A 15554-nucleotide genomic window follows, 5' to 3' on the forward strand; every position below is an offset into this window, starting at 1 on the left:
AAATTTTCAGACTCTGGTCAGTTGTGTTAACTAATCCATCTCAACTCATTCTTAGAAATAACGACCTAATTAACGATCACAATGTATTAGTGCTCAACTATGAAGGCGATCTGCTACCCAAAAAACTGTTGGAAAGTGCAAAGACGGTCTATGCGCTGTCCCTGGATTACCACCATCATCTGATCATGAGCCCTCATGCCGGGGAAAACCTCACTCTTCATTTTGGTCACTCACTTCCCGGTGATGAGCAATTTGATACTGTCATCATCTATTACCCTAAGGCTAAGACACTTGCTCCCTACCTGGTTAATTTAGCCGGGCAGCATCTTAAGCAAGGTGGTCAACTGCTCGTGGTCGGGGAGAACAAGGGTGGCATACGTTCGATCGTAAAACAGATACCGGACTATTTTGATAGCCCTTTTAAGCAGGATAATGCACGGCACTGTTTACTCTATGTGAGCCACCTTACCGAGAAAGCCCCTTCAATTAACCTCTCAGATTGGGTCAGTCAATATCAACTCGATACACCACAGGGGGAGGTCACAATCTGTAATCTCGTTGGGGTATTCAGCGAAAAGCGCCTGGACGAGGGAACTAAGCTACTCCTGTCCCACCTGCCAAAGATGTCGGGCCGAGTATTAGATTTTGGTTGTGGTGCCGGTGTCATTGCTGCGGCGCTACTCAAGGCACAACCAGAGCTGAAATTAGATTGTGTAGATATCAATGCGATGGCAATTGCATCGTGTAAGTTAACTTTGGCCGCCAATAACTTCAACGCCGCCACCTATCCATCCGATGGGTTAGCTCAAACCAAGGGGCTTTATGATGGCATCATCTCTAACCCTCCTTTTCATGATGGATTAAAAAGTACCACAGATATCGCCAAGAATTTTGTAAAAGATAGTGTGAAAAAACTCGATAAGGGGGGAGTTTGGCATATTGTAGCCAATAGACACCTTCCCTACAGCGATGCTATTTCGACGCACTTTAAACAGGTTAACGTCTCTGCAGAAAACAACAAATACAAAGTTTACTCCAATAAAATCAAAGACTAAACTCTAGGCGACCAGCTACATTTAGCGGTATTGAATATCGATACCGCTCCATCCCAAATATCGTCAAATAATGCTCTACTTCAAACCTTACCAACCTCACTCAACTTTCAAGCAGTTAGGGCTTCATAGGTCAAACTTTATGCTGTTATACTCCAGAGGTAGAAGAGAAAAAAAATAATAACTATTCATTGCATTGGAATTGACTATGTTGGATCCGGAACTCGTTGAACTAAGTGCAGACAATGTTTTTGTCGAATTAAGAATTATCCCGAACACCCATGGCCCGGTCACCGAGGAAGGGATATTTGAGCTGCTTTCCCTGCCTGAATTTGAGCACCTCTTTCCTCTGGAAAACATCATCCAAAAGGCCGTTGTCGAGATAAACCAGCTATGTGGCCAGGACGATGGTCAATTCGAACTCTTTTTCAAAATTGCTGAGCGCCGTAACGGAACGATAGAGATAGAGATAAGCCAGGATAAGATGGAATCCGTGATGCAGCTTACAGCAGCTTGGGGCGGTGAAGAGGTCACCATTCAGGATATCCTCAAGGCTCTGAAGAGCAATAATGTCTGTATGGGGCTGAGCAAAGTTAAGATTCAAACCTTACTCAAACAGTTATCGCAACTTGAACCCGGTCAAACATGTCGTAGTGTCATCGCAACAGGGAAGCCATCTGTCAACGGTGAAGATGCAATCAATGAGAGAAAGGTTCCCCTCGCCAGGGAGCGCCTGCTTCAACCTCAGGAAAATAAAGATGGCACTGTAGATATGCGTAACTTAGGCGCCGTCATCATGGTCAATGAGGGCGATCTACTGATTGAGAAGATCCCGGCCACTCCTGGCAAGGAGGGGTATAATGTTCACGGCGAAATACTCTCACCGAAGCCGGGCAAGGATATTAAGCTTACACCTGGTACAGGCACCGAGATCTCGGCCTCAGATCCTAACAAACTGATCGCCACCGTCGCAGGGCAGCCGGTTGAAACGAAGACAGGAATGCAAGTTGACGATGTTCTGAATATCAAAGATGTCGATGTGGGCTATGGTAATGTCGACTTTAAAGGCAGTGTCTTGATCACGGGAGATGTCCATGAGGGGATGGAGGTAAAAAGCACCGGCGATATTACCGTCATCGGTTTCGTCGATTCCGCGTCACTTTTCGCCGACGGCGATGTAATCGTCAGTAAAGGGATCATAGGCAGGCAACTCAAAGAGAGGGAACTCTCGACAAAAATTCGTGCCAAGGGACAGATATGTGCCCAATTCATTCAATACTCAGACCTGGAAGCCGAAGGCGAGATCTTAGTAACGAAACAGTTACTACACAGCCATACCCGGACTCAGCAAAAGCTCATCGTCAGTGACGCCAACAACCGCAGAGGCGATCTGGTTGGTGGTGTCGTCGAGGCAGCAAAAGGATTAAAGGCAGTAGTGATAGGCGCCACCGCCGGGACAAAAACTGAGATTTTCTGTGCCATGGAGCAGAGTAACTTAAAAAACACCATGAAAGAGCTCGATCAAGCAGTTAAGAGCATGGTAGTAGCCAAGTTAGATATTGAAGCTCGTCTCAAGAAGTTGCCTCCCAAGAATGAATGGCAGGATGATGAGATGATGGTCGAGCAGGTCAAGATGATGCTGGATGAGAAGAACCGAATCACACAAGAGTGGAAGCGTGAGGAGCTGGAGTATGAGTTAATCAAACAGGAGGTCGAGACCTACTATCAAGATAACCGTATAGAAGCTCATAAACATATCTTCGCCAACGTCGAGCTGCATATAGGCCAGGCGTTTAATCGCACACAGCGTGAACACGGCACCTGTATCGTATTTAATGAGAACCAGGAGATTAAATTCGATTACAGCAACCGAAGCTGACCCGTACTCCGGAGGTGGTGTTCCAGCACCACCTTTTTTATCAGCGATCAGAGCCATCCTCTCTCGCTTCCCCCATGGTTTACATGCATAATCTGCCACAGAAATTCACTTGCCTTTAGAAGTTAGAGATTATTTGTGGAACTACTAAAAATTGATTGTTTAGGAAAAAAGCTGAGACTGGAAGGGTCTATGGCTGGCTGGCAACAGCTTTTTTGGGGGGATGAACTGGTTTCGGTAAAACAGGCGAGTGCCGATAACGAAGGGCTTAAAATTCACAATTTTGAGCTGACGCGCCAGCTCCCTCAACCTATTGAAGCGGACACTCCAGGCACGGTGCCAGTCACTCAAGCACAAGTCAGTACGATAAAGGTAAGTCTCGAGGTCGACCTGATCTGGCAGCCTTTCAATATCGATTACCGGCTCATAATAGATGAAGCTGTTACTGCCCAGGGAAGTCGCAACAGTAAAGATATTGAACGCCAGGTCCCCGTCAAACCAATCAAGGCCAGAAAGCAGCTAAGCTTGATCGGGCTGGCATCTCTAGGCTTCAAGTTACTCAAAAGTGCCAAAGTCATCAAAGTCGTATTGGCCGGTGCCAGCGTAGCCGCATACTCCTGGCTATTCTCCTTCCAGTTTGCACTCGCACTCATCGCCTGCCTGATGTTCCATGAGTACGGCCATATTCGGGCGATGAAGCACTTCGGAATGAAAACGAAAGGGATCTACCTTATCCCGTTTATGGGAGGATTAGCCCTTAGCGATGAGAAGATAAATACCCGATGGCAAGATGTGGTGATCTCGATAATGGGGCCAACCTTTGGTTTAATCATGTCACTGCTCTCATTGCTGGCTTACTGGATAACCGGAAATATCTTCTTTGCCGGGCTCGCGGCATTCAATGCGCTATTAAACCTGTTTAATCTACTCCCTATACTGCCATTAGACGGGGGCCATATACTAAAGAGTATCAGCTTCTCAATGAACAGCATCATGGGGCTCGGAGCCTGTATCGCAGGAGCCGCGATCGGGGTATACCTGAGTTATACTCTGGGCTTGGCACTACTAGGCTTCTTATTGCTAATTGGGAGTTTGGAGATTGTGTTTGAGTGGAAAACCCGTCACCAGAGCCACCTCTTGCCCTTAGACAGATATGGCCAACTCTTTTCAGCAACATGGTACTTTCTGACTGTAGGTGCCTTGGTTGCCATCATCTGGTATCTGGCTGGCTCCGGCGACGATATGCTGGGCTTACCGCTGAAAATACTTCAGAGCTAATATTGCAGAGCTAAAATTAGGCTTATGGGCGTGAACCATCACGCCCGACTCGTTAAAAGCTAAGCCACGACTCAAATTTAACACCCCGTATTTGCCGTCATCAAAGCCATATGATAATAAATAACAAAGGAATTATTTAGTATCAAACATGAATATTGAACGGCTGGACTATCACTCCTTAATTGTATTTGAATCCGTGAGTCGTCACTTGAACGCCGGATTGGTCGCCAACGAACTTGGCATGAGTATCTCCTCGGTAAGCCGACATCTCGGCATTTTACGAGACATCTTTAAAGATGTACTGTTTATTCGCCGGGCACAAGGGTTTGTTTTAACGGATAAGGCGATACAGGTTTTACCCTGTGTAAAACAGCTTCTCCATGATTATCAGGTTCTCAAACATAACCACACCCAATTTAACCCCCTGACCGCGAAAGGGCACTTTAAGATCTATGCCTATAACGAATTTACCTATGTGATAAATAAAGTCGTCCATGAGTTCGTTTTACCGCAGGCACCAAATTTAACGTTTGAGATAAGAACCCTGTCCAGTGACTGTAGTCGAGCCATCGAACACGGTGAAATAGACTTTGCCGTGGTATATGAGCACTTTAAGGATCATAAGATCATCAGCGAGATGCTATCACCCACCGAAGAGCTTTTTTTAATCGCCAAAACCGGACACCCGGTGTTCGACGGCGAGATCAATGTAGATAACCTATGCAAGTATGGCTATTTTGCACTGGATAATTTTAACGACCTCTGTTCACCACTACTGGAACAGATAGCTAAAAGGCAAGGAAAGAGCCTTAATATCGCAGGAGCCACAGACAACATCGCCGCGCTGAGCCGCCATATCATCGACACGGGCTCGATTTCGATGAGCTGCAACGTATTTACCCGGGATTACTTTGATTTAATTCCACATATACAAACATGCGCTCTCCCCCATGAGCTTACCGAACAACTCCTTAATATGATAAACGTAGGACGCAGGGTAGGTAATTACTTGATCTACTCTGAAATTAATCAGTCAGCGACTCATCACTGGCTAAAGCAGCAACTGTTTAACTCCATCAGAGATGAGTGGTATCTGGCATTAAACGCTTAAAGCAGTGGATGACAACGCTGTAAAAAATCCTCTATTTAACAGGTTAAATAGAGGATATAGGGTAAAGGTGTTGTATAGCCGACAAGATGGGGAACAGCTTATTCACCGGCTAAGCGCACAACAACTGACTCCTCAATATAACAAAACATGAGTATTCACTCTGCAAGCTCAACTAAAGCCTGCCGCGCTGACATAAACAACGGGGCAGCTTAAGTTTGAGCACACAGCTTTATACCTTCCGAAGCCCCACCGGGACACCATGCCTTGCCGTCGAGCCGAAGGTTCTGTCGCGATAGAGACTCGCCCCCTTTCGGGTTGGGTCGACCACATTAAACGCATTGGGACATATGCCTGTACCACGCTCTTCGATCCCTGGACGAATCTTGCCATCCACCTCGACCGCACTGGCACCAAACTCGGTATGGCCATATCCCATACCAACAACAATGGTGCCTCTGGCCACGGTTTTATCTGCCTGAACTATCCCCTCTAAATATTTTCCCTTGGGTGATAGAACCTGAGCCTTATCGCCGGACTTCAGGCTATATTTAGCGGCATCATCCTGATGTAGCTGAATATAGTTTGTGTCTCCTAATGCGGTGATCCTAGGCAGAGAGACTGAGTATGGGCTGCGCAGATGCAACTTAAATGTGGAGAAGTTGAACGGATAATCCTGCTCACTCCAGTGTTCGCGAACAGCGGTTCCATCCCAGAAGCGGTCAACATCATACACAGGGAGTCCATCGTTATACTCCCCCGTGTATGAGTCCTTTACTCGGGCTAATGATTCGTTATAGATCTGGAATTGAGTATCCATACGCATCGCCGCATTGAAAAAATCACCTTCATAGCGCTCATCGACACGCTCATAACGTCCACCACGGGTCAACATGAATGCCGTAGGCCCTAACTCTTGCGGCTTCAGGCGCGCTTCAAACATGGGCAGGGCCCTATCGACACTGGTGAACTTAATATCCTCTTTCGTCGGCGTAGGTAATACCGTGCCGGTATGAGCAATGTTCGCAAATAGCGGTACATAGAAATCAGCCGGGGTATTGAGGGAATATGGCTTACCTTGCAGATCTTTAAATGCATTACTACCAAATCCCTTTAGGCCGATCGCCTTACTGACATCAATGATAAATTGTTCCATATTGACGTGCTCCCCTCTGGCTGTTTTAACAGTCCGGGGCTCGACAACCGGGACACAAGCCACATCGCCAATATACTCACTACCCCACATGCGTGAGTTTGCCCATGCCTCATATTGCAGTGTATCCGGCACAATATAGTCAGCAAAAACATTGGTTTCGTTGATGTATGGATCGAGTGCAATGATCAAACCCAGCTGTTTGGGGTCTTTGATGGAGTCTTCAACCTGATCCTGCAGACCGGAACAACCATAAATAGGGTTGGTAGACCAGGTGATCCACGCCTTAAAGTTAAATGGATTTTTATTGGCATGGGCAACCAGCAACTCACCACTGTTATCTTGCACAAAGGTGTTATTCCATGGCTCATTTGCAGGGTAAGGGTTCACCCCTTGCTTCACTTTCTCATGGTACTCATGGCTCTGCTCATAATCGCCGGAACGTTCGGCGTTGAACCCGCTGACTTCAGTATGTTCGAAATCCATAAGGTTATAGAGCGGACCGTCATAGATATCATACATGCTGGAATACCCCACTCCGCCCATATGCATCATACCGCCCTTGGCATTGTGCGCGCCGACCATAGTCGCCAACATGATCATGGCAAAGGCAAACTGGCCGCCATCGGTAGCGTTGCAGCCGGTATTGGTTTCAATGGAGACACTACGACCATGAGAGGTAAACTCCCTGGCCAACTCCTCTATCTTGGCAACCGGGATCCCACAGCGCTTGGACAGGTCTTGCATGGAGTGAGTATTAACGCGCTGCTTGAGCAGAGAGAAAGCTGTTTCAACCTGTACCTGTGAACCATCGTCCAGCGTTACACTGTCTTTATAGAACAACCGCGCCGCCAGCTCGCTGTCACCGGTGGCCAGCTTGCCGGTTTGCTTATCTATCACCATCTTCACGTCCGCATCACCTAAACCACAGGCTTCCGCAGTCAAAAACTGATTATAGAGAGGATGCTTCTTATCCTTAACCACAAGATAGGTGGCGTTGGTGTAGTTTATCTCACCGATAGCATCGGCACTTGCCTGACTGGGCGCCTCCAGATAAGGTCTGCGGTAACGTTCATGATTAATGATGTACTGCAGCATCGCAAACATTAATGCCGTATCACCACCGGATTTAATCGGCAACCACTCCCCATTTGTGGTATCAGTTTCCGAAGTCAACGAGCGCAGAATAGGATCGATGACGACATACTTAAAGTCATCACGCTCGCTACGAGCCTTGGATAAACGACGGGAACCAACATTCAGACCATTACCACTGGTACCTGGATTAGTGCCTATGAAAATAGCAAACTTTGACTCTTCATAATCTACCTGTGGCAGCGCCATCTCGTCGACGGCATCGAAGCAGCCTAAAGCACAACCTGCAACTTGTTGGTGGCCGCAATAGGAGTCCTTGGTGCCGATATTGGGGGTTCCCCAGGCATCGGAAACGAAGCGATGCATGAAGTCGGCGCGTGCACCTTGTTCAGATGACGTTGAAACCAGCAGCTGGTTCTTGACCGGACCAAAATCCGGGTAAGCCGGGTTGGCTAATGCCGGATTAGCATGAATCGCCTTCAACCCCTCAACATCCCCCTCGCCGAAGAGATCACCTCCATCAACGACCTCTTGCAATAATTGCTCGTAAGATATTGTTTTCCACCTATTCTCTCCACGTTTACCGACTCGTTTCAAGCAGTGAGTCACTCGGTGCTCATCAGTAAAAGCGTCGGGGACTGCGTTACCTCTGCCACAAAGCGTTGCCCGATTACTTTGGTTCAAGCCGCTGGCAGCAGAGAGCTGGAACATAGCATCTTTTGGCGATGTCTCCATCGTCATTGGTTGGCCGGCGTTATTAGTTAAGGTGTATGGATTACCCACGGCACGCAAAACCTTATCGGTCTTATTATCGATACTCAGCCGCGCTCCACAGACATTGAAACAACCATAACACTTGGAAAATGCAAAACGTTGCTCAGGGTTTTCAATCAAGTTGTTATCCGCGTCGAAATGATATTCAGGAGTTAACGAGGTGGGCGCATACCTGCTTATGTCCGCATCGCTGGTTTTGTTGCCAGCCGAACTCGTGGCCTTGCCACTTATGGCTGCGGTTGTCATAACTGCGGCAGCCGATCCCGCCTTTAAAAAATTTCTACGATCCATGAGGCTACCTCTGCCAAAGTTGTGGGGCATGTGTACTAAACGCGGTGTTGCTCTCTTCTTGCGTTAAACCAATATAAAAGACATTAGGAGATGTCTGTTTGTCTGCTTGCAGCACCATAGGGTCACTCTGACTAAGCAGCTTCGACAGTTCGCTGTCTATATCATTAATGTCACCAAAGACACGTGCGCCACCGGTACATGTTTCGACACAGGCGGGCAGAAGGCCTCTGGAGGTTCGTTGAATGCAGAAGTTGCACTTATCAACAATGCCGGTTTTCGAGTTGGTAAAACGGACCCCAGGATAGGGACACGCCTGAATGCAGTAGTTACATCCTATGCAGAGTGTAGAATCCACAACGACTATGCCATCCTCTTCACGCTTGAATGTCGCCCCCGTCGGACAAACTGACACGCATGATGGCTTATCGCAGTTGTTACACATGATGGGTAGATTAAATGCATACTGCTTGTCACCAATTTCCGCACTGGTTTGGATCACTTGGGTACGATGCTCATCTGGCTCATTACCGTTTTCCATGCCACATGAGACGACACAAGCTTTACAACCATTGCACCTGCCAAGATCGATCACCATGGCCAGACGCTTTTTCCCCTGCTGACGAATGGCGGCAATAGCGTTGCCCGCAGGCATAAACGTCACCCCGGTCGTCGCAATTGCACCGCCAGCCAATAATTTGAGGGCTCTTCTTCTATCTAACATCATTGACTCCTAATAATACTGACCAGCGAGTAAAACCGAGTAGCGCAAGCAAAATGCACCAATTAATATCAACACAGCTAACAGATACTCTTTTCTATGAGAGGCGACAGTCTTGCCGATGATTGACGTTAAGTTCAGTAATAAGGGAATGATTAAACCGATGAGAACCGCACCTATCCACCAGATGGCACCGGCATCACTTTTGATAGAGAGCAGGTTGTCTATTCCGTTGAATATGCTTACATTTCTAATACTATAGGCAAAGACACAAACCGTGAGTAACTCAAACGTCAGCAGTGCAGAATCTGATTTTGCGAAGGAGTGATTGGTATCAGTTACCTTAATACGGGTTTTGACAATTAATACCACGGCCGCGCCACAGGAGAGGGCTGACAGTAAGAAGATCACCACTAAAATACTGTTTGACCAAACCAGGTTATGGTTAATATCACCGATAAGTAACGCCGTATATGAAGCAACGCAGATAGCCAAAATTGCATTGACCGTTGCAAATGGTCGGCTATAGCCAGGTCGATTAGCTTTCGCTCTGAATGAGAGACAAAATAACATTGCAAAGATGATCGCCAAAGTAAGCAGCCAGGTGCCTATACTCATCATGGAACTTGGCTCGAACGTCATAAACAGACGATAGAAACGGAAGAATTTACTCATATCACCATGAGCAATTCCATATTGAAACGAGGTTAGATCGAATACGATCATTCCCGTGCCAATAATCAATAACAGTGTTCCCATAATGGCACTTAGCTTGGCCGTATCTAAGTGGTGCTTATCTTCTATCTTATTCGATAGCACGAGACTCCCACTGATAAACAATGCCCCCGCACCAGCACCGGCTAAAAAAAGATAAGCTGCAACTAACAGCCCCCAATGAACTTCATTCATAATTTATTCCTTATCATGACTCAACCACTCTTATAACTTTATTAATTAGTCCCCTGAAACATACAAGCTACAATTTAATACTGTGAACTTGTCAGTTACGACTTAATACCGACAAAAACAATGAAACAAAGTCAAACAAACAACACCAACTCCGAGTAAATTAAAAACCTTTTAAATACACACTACAAACACTCTCTATAATTCCATTCTATTTATTTGACCCTCCCCATATTTCACACATCATGCAAAACACATTTCCCGAATAGTAAAAAACAAAGAGCACCATAAGACCACAAACCAAAGCCGGAAACAAAAACCTTAAAAACAACAACTTAACCAGGTGAGCACGTTGCCACAAGAAAAACTTTCTTGAAGTTAACACCTATTTTCGTAAAACGAAAAATTGATATGCACAAAATGAATAATAAAAACAACAGTCACAATTTTAGAGAAAAACGTTAGCGTTACGAAATATTTAAAAGCAAGAAGTTTTATTAAAAGGCTTAAAATGTAGAATATAAATAGAACAAAGATACAAACAAATAAACAAGCAACAATACAACCAAATAAAACCAATCAGAAAATAAATAAAATTGTTTCATTATCAACTAAAATATTAAATAAGGAATAATAATGAAGAAGTTACTATTAGCATCTTGCATCATGGCAATGACAGTAACCACAAGCCAACCGGTCTCAGCAGAAGAGAGTCAATTCACCACCTCGGGAGTGATGATGGGACTTAGCAACTATCTCTGGCGCGGACAGACAATTAGTGATGATAAGCCATCGCTCCAAGCCGATCTTATGGTCGAACATGACAGTGGCTTCTATTTGGGAACCTCATTCGAGACCTATCGTTATGAGGACGCAGATACTGTGGTCAAGGATTACGAGATAGACTACTACGGCGGTTATTACCTGATGGCCACTGACGATCTTGGCTTTGGCTTCAACGCCATGAAGTACACCTATGGCGATGGCGGCGACACTGTGGAATATGCACTTTCGGTAGATTATCAGGCAATGAATCTGGCGGTTAATTATGATCAGGACGTAGAAGCTTGGTATACAGAACTAAACTACTCATTCCCGCTATTTAACGGCAGCCTGGTAGCACATGCAGGCCTGTTTACCGATGCCGAAGCCTACGAATTTGATGACAATGGAAAAGTGGCTGATACGGCCTACGATATCGCACTGCGTTACAGCTATCCGCTGCTGTCACAGCTGGATCTGATGCTGGAAGCCAGTTATCACGAGTTCAACGACGACCACTATATGGTTGGATTAGCATATAACTTTTGACTTTCTGCTTGAAATTGCTCTCTAAAGGGAAGTTAATACCTGAATTAATATTGAGCAGTGGAGCTGATTAATAGGGGCTCCATTGCTTTTAATGAACATGACAGGGACAAATTTCAGGCATAAAAAAACCTGCTCAAAGGCAGGTTCATATCTCTCAAACGAGAGTATCTCTTATAAAGAGTATTCGATTGGTACCGGTGGACGGACTTGAACCGTCACGCTCGAAAGCAACGGATTTTGAATCCGTCGTGTCTACCAATTCCACCACACCGGCTTAATCAAATAGACTAACTGGAGCTAAGAGCTCAGTAAGTGACGGCGATTATACCTTTGCAGATGATAATGGCAAGCCTTTTAAAAGCAGAAGAAGATTAAGCGGACAAATTTCACTCTTTATCTTCATCAAAGGTCAACCCTCGAATTATATCGGTGGCTAGTGTACCTATTACGGTATTGAATCCTGGCGTCCCCCCCTAAAGCCTTGACAGCGCCAGTCTCTCAAATAGCTTCTGCATAAGTTTCAACTTGTTCATATTTTTGCCAACTTTATTGATCGAGATCAGCTTGTTAACAAGGAAACAAGACTAATTTAGGGGAAAGTAATGAATACTGGTTTTTAGAAAGAGGATTTCGCCCATGGCTTTCTGGTTAGATTTAATGTTTGGTAATCCGATAGGTCTGCTATCTATGATAGTTATCTTCACCACAATAGGCATCATGTCCTATCTGATGTGGTTGTTTATTTCCAAGTCTAAGCCGGAATAAACACAAGGTTTCGATGAAACAGCAAAAACACTTGCTGTCTCTAATGCAATGGGGGCAATGAAGCCCCCATCTTTTTAGCAAGTTATCTCAACTCTGCTCCAGAGTCGCAGCGCCTAAGATGTGTCAGATTTATGCCGCGTGCTTTCGGGTTGTTACCAGGTTATGTGCAAAGGACGGTCTTGCCTTAATAAGATTTTGCATCTCCTCCTGGCTGGGCTCCCCCGCCGGCAACCTTAATACCTGACGATTCAGGTAGCTTCTTGCTCTCATAGAGATCTTGTAGTCCGCTGTGGGGCCTTGAATTGCGTAATGCTTCTGATTACCCAGATGTTCAATAATATTGGTAGAAAGCAAGCTTGTTACTGCCGGCTCATTTTGAGGCAATGTCAAAATGGTCTCACCCTGAAGAAAAAACTCTCTCAGAAGAGCTCTCTCCGTTGGGTCTAACAGCTTTACTTTCTCCTCGATGATCTCTGTGGTACGTTTGGTCTTTAAATAACCAATCGCTTGATCCAGAAAATAGTTAAGTACTTGAGTCAGAAGGTAAGCAACACCGATGATTAGACCTAAGCCAATAAAGTGAGAATTAGCTGCCACGGCTTGTTCCAGATTCAACGCCGATAGCAGTGTCTTTGGTAAAAATAGCAATACACCGCTCACAATGGCTAACCAGAGCATCGAGCTGAAGATAAACTGTTTAGGGTTCGATTGCTTAATGAATTGAAATTTTAATTTCTGCATAAAGAGACCTAGTGTCAATAATCTGTACTTACTGAAGATAAAGCAAAAATGATGCCATAAACTCTCTAAGCAGTTCGTTCAACTAAGTTTCGGCTTTTATCTTTGTTTTTAACGCACTAACTTGCTCAAGAACGCTGGAAGCGGTCTATGCTTATAGCTACTGATGGCTGCTCAATTAGCGGGTTATTTTGCTGATTGAGCTGAATTATTTACTTCGATACACAAGAAAAGGGTTCATGCAGACATTTACTGGCCGACTCATTAAAAGCCCAATAGGTCGAAAGCTGACGTTGTCGATAGTCTTGTTTAGCTCCGTCATCACCTTACTGACCACAGGCTTTCAACTTGTTAATGACTATAGAGGCGATGTCGACAGAATATCTCGCCAATTTACCAGTATCGAAAAAGTCAATTTAGATGTGCTGGCTGCCAGCATCTGGGTCATCGACGAGAGACTTATCAACACCCAGCTCAATGGCTTGATTCAACTCCCTGATATTACCTATATATCCATAAACGATGACAGCGGGCAGGTTTGGATTGCCGGTACGCCAACACCAGAAAATACCATCGAGAAGTCTTTCGAGCTCTTCTATAGCTCAGGTAGCGATAGCATCCCGGTCGGGACGCTACTCGTGCAGGCCGATCTGCGGGCAGTTTACGACAAGCTCCTGGATCGCGCCATAATTATCTTACTTTCTAACGCCATAAAAACCTTCATTGTGGCTGGCTTCATTCTGTTTTTAGTCTGGTATATGGTGACCCGACATCTGCACAGCTTAAGTCAATATTGCCAACAGATAGATCTGGATAGCCCGGCCAAACCTCTGATATTTGGTAATAAAAGTAAAAGGGAAGATGAATTCCAACAAGTTTCTCATGCAATTAACACCATGCAACAGCAGCTTCGCCGCTCCTTTTCTGACATAAAACAATCAAAACAGGAGTTGCAGGATGCGCTGGCAGACAGAGAGCGCCTGCTCGAATTAGAAACCAGCTATAAAGATGAACTATCCAGACAGGTTAAGGAACGGACGAAAGAGCTGGAACAATCTCTACTGGTACTTAAGCGTGCTCAGGAAGTTCTCGTCGAACAGGAGAAGATGGCCGCTCTGGGCGGACTGGTATCCGGTGTCGCCCATGAAATTAATACCCCAATAGGTATCTGTTTGACCGCCGCCAGCTCTCAACTCACTCATATTCAGGAGCTTATCAAGCTGATCCACAGTGAAAATGCTACCCTGGAGGAGATCAACTCGATACTGGAGGAGTACCAGGAGAGTTGCGAATTAATTGTCAGCAATATTACCCGTGCAAGTACGCTTATCCAGAAGTTTAAAACCGTTGCCGCTCAGCAAAGCCTGGAGGAGAAGCGAAGCTTCAATTTAAAACAGAGCCTGGTGGAAAACCATGAGGCGATGAAGATTCTGTTTGGTGACCAGGATGTGGATGTTCAATTCGATCTGGATCCGGCTCTTGAGATAACGACAAATCAGAGCCTGCTCAAGCAGATCATCACCAATATTCTGTCAAATGCCTACTCACACGCTTTCGGGCAGATAGAAAAGGGCATCATTTTGATTAGAGCCCGCTTGCAAGACGACCGGCTCAACATTTCTATACAAGACAATGGGATCGGGATATCTGATGAAGCCTCGACTCATATTTTTGAGCCATTTTATACCACTAACCGCAGTCAGGGGGGAACAGGTCTGGGACTGTCTGCTGCATTTAATGCCGCCACCTTACTGAAAGGAAATATCAAACTGGAACCTGAATGTCCCCTTGGTGGTGCCTGTTTCCATATATCTTTCCCTGTGACCGCCCCTCATCATGAACCGGACAGAGACTACCTATCTGAAAGCTTCAAGTAAGCCCTGAAGACATTCTCTCCTCCGGCTTAGATGAATCTTCTCCCTTAATCTGGCAGCCCAAATTTATAGGAGGCTATTTTAGGGGGGAGGGTTACACAGCTTTCAGGCACAGAAAAAACCAATCCAGCTAAGGTTATTTCAGTTCCTCAGCTGGCAATTCTTTAGCGGATATTCTCTTCGGCGGTAAGTATCCAAATATCGATGGATGATAACGGTATCGACAGCCTTCCGGCACAGGGAAAACCAATCCAGCTAAGGTTATTTCAGTTCCTTAGCTGGCAATTCTTTAGCGGATATTCTCTTCGACGGTAAGTATACAGGCATCGATGGATGATAACGGTATCGTCAGCCTTCCGGCACAGGGAAAACCAATCCAGCTAAGGTTATTTCAGTTCCTCAGCTGGCAATTATTTAGCGGATATTCTCTTCGGCGGTAAGTTTACAGGCATCGATAGATGATAACGGTATCGTCAGCCTTCCGGCACAGGGAAAACCAATCCAGCTAAGGTTATTTCAGTTCCTTAGCTGGCAATTCTTTAGCGGATATTCTCTTCGGCGGTAAGTTTACAGGCATCGATAGATGATAACGGTATCGTCAGCCTTCCGGCACAG

At 45.6% G+C, this 15554-nt stretch carries 11 protein-coding genes and 1 tRNA gene; 7 read left to right on the top strand and 5 right to left on the bottom strand.

The features are described 5' to 3' along the window. The first annotated feature begins 23 nt into the window (after nucleotides 1–23). From Q1B47_RS19630 to Q1B47_RS19645, 4 genes are all read left to right on the top strand, one after another. On the top strand, nucleotides 24–1055 hold the full coding sequence (locus Q1B47_RS19630; protein ID WP_299797668.1) for a methyltransferase: 1032 nt from the start codon (nucleotides 24–26) through the stop codon (nucleotides 1053–1055). Between the two features lie 205 nt (nucleotides 1056–1260). Then, entirely contained in the window at nucleotides 1261–2931 is a 1671-nt protein-coding gene (locus Q1B47_RS19635; RefSeq protein ID WP_299797671.1) for a DUF342 domain-containing protein, read from the top strand. 189 nt (nucleotides 2932–3120) lie between these two features. Further along, nucleotides 3121–4206 (top strand): site-2 protease family protein, encoded by a 1086-nt coding sequence (locus Q1B47_RS19640; RefSeq protein ID WP_299797674.1) that lies wholly within the window; start codon nucleotides 3121–3123, stop codon nucleotides 4204–4206. 148 nt (nucleotides 4207–4354) lie between these two features. Then, entirely contained in the window at nucleotides 4355–5317 is a 963-nt protein-coding gene (locus tag Q1B47_RS19645) for a LysR family transcriptional regulator (protein ID WP_299797676.1), read from the top strand. A gap of 229 nt (nucleotides 5318–5546) precedes the next feature. Here the strand turns inward: Q1B47_RS19645 and Q1B47_RS19650 are convergent, their stop codons facing one another. From Q1B47_RS19650 to nrfD, 3 genes are read right to left on the bottom strand one after another with little or no spacing between them, the layout of a single operon-like run. Further along, nucleotides 5547–8627: a molybdopterin-dependent oxidoreductase gene (locus tag Q1B47_RS19650; RefSeq protein ID WP_299797679.1), complete on the bottom strand. Its 3081-nt coding sequence runs from the start codon at nucleotides 8625–8627 to the stop codon at nucleotides 5547–5549. A 4-nt stretch (nucleotides 8628–8631) separates the two neighbouring features. After that, nucleotides 8632–9348 (bottom strand): 4Fe-4S dicluster domain-containing protein, encoded by a 717-nt coding sequence (locus Q1B47_RS19655; protein ID WP_299797682.1) that lies wholly within the window; start codon nucleotides 9346–9348, stop codon nucleotides 8632–8634. A gap of 9 nt (nucleotides 9349–9357) precedes the next feature. Continuing rightward, entirely contained in the window at nucleotides 9358–10254 is an 897-nt protein-coding gene (gene nrfD / locus Q1B47_RS19660) for an NrfD/PsrC family molybdoenzyme membrane anchor subunit (protein WP_299797685.1), read from the bottom strand. A 633-nt stretch (nucleotides 10255–10887) separates the two neighbouring features. On the opposite strand from nrfD, the gene Q1B47_RS19665 reads away from it, so the two are divergent. Next, entirely contained in the window at nucleotides 10888–11562 is a 675-nt protein-coding gene (locus Q1B47_RS19665) for a TorF family putative porin (RefSeq protein ID WP_299797688.1), read from the top strand. Nucleotides 11563–11751: 189 nt separating this feature from the next. Here Q1B47_RS19665 and Q1B47_RS19670 read toward each other — a convergent pair. Beyond that, nucleotides 11752–11836, bottom strand: a tRNA-Leu gene (locus tag Q1B47_RS19670). Between the two features lie 362 nt (nucleotides 11837–12198). Here Q1B47_RS19670 and Q1B47_RS19675 point away from each other — a divergent pair. Then, nucleotides 12199–12327, top strand: coding sequence for a DUF3149 domain-containing protein (locus Q1B47_RS19675; RefSeq protein WP_299797691.1), 129 nt, complete (start codon nucleotides 12199–12201; stop codon nucleotides 12325–12327). A 129-nt stretch (nucleotides 12328–12456) separates the two neighbouring features. On the opposite strand, the gene Q1B47_RS19680 is transcribed toward Q1B47_RS19675, so the two are convergent. After that, nucleotides 12457–13068, bottom strand: coding sequence for a superinfection exclusion B family protein (locus Q1B47_RS19680; RefSeq protein ID WP_299797694.1), 612 nt, complete (start codon nucleotides 13066–13068; stop codon nucleotides 12457–12459). Nucleotides 13069–13304: 236 nt separating this feature from the next. Between Q1B47_RS19680 and Q1B47_RS19685 the strand changes: the two genes are divergently transcribed. Then, entirely contained in the window at nucleotides 13305–14942 is a 1638-nt protein-coding gene (locus tag Q1B47_RS19685; protein WP_299797697.1) for an ATP-binding protein, read from the top strand. The last annotated feature ends 612 nt before the right edge of the window (nucleotides 14943–15554 follow it).

The sequence above is a fragment of the uncultured Shewanella sp. genome, assembly GCF_947501225.1.
Lineage (GTDB): Bacteria > Pseudomonadota > Gammaproteobacteria > Enterobacterales > Shewanellaceae > Shewanella.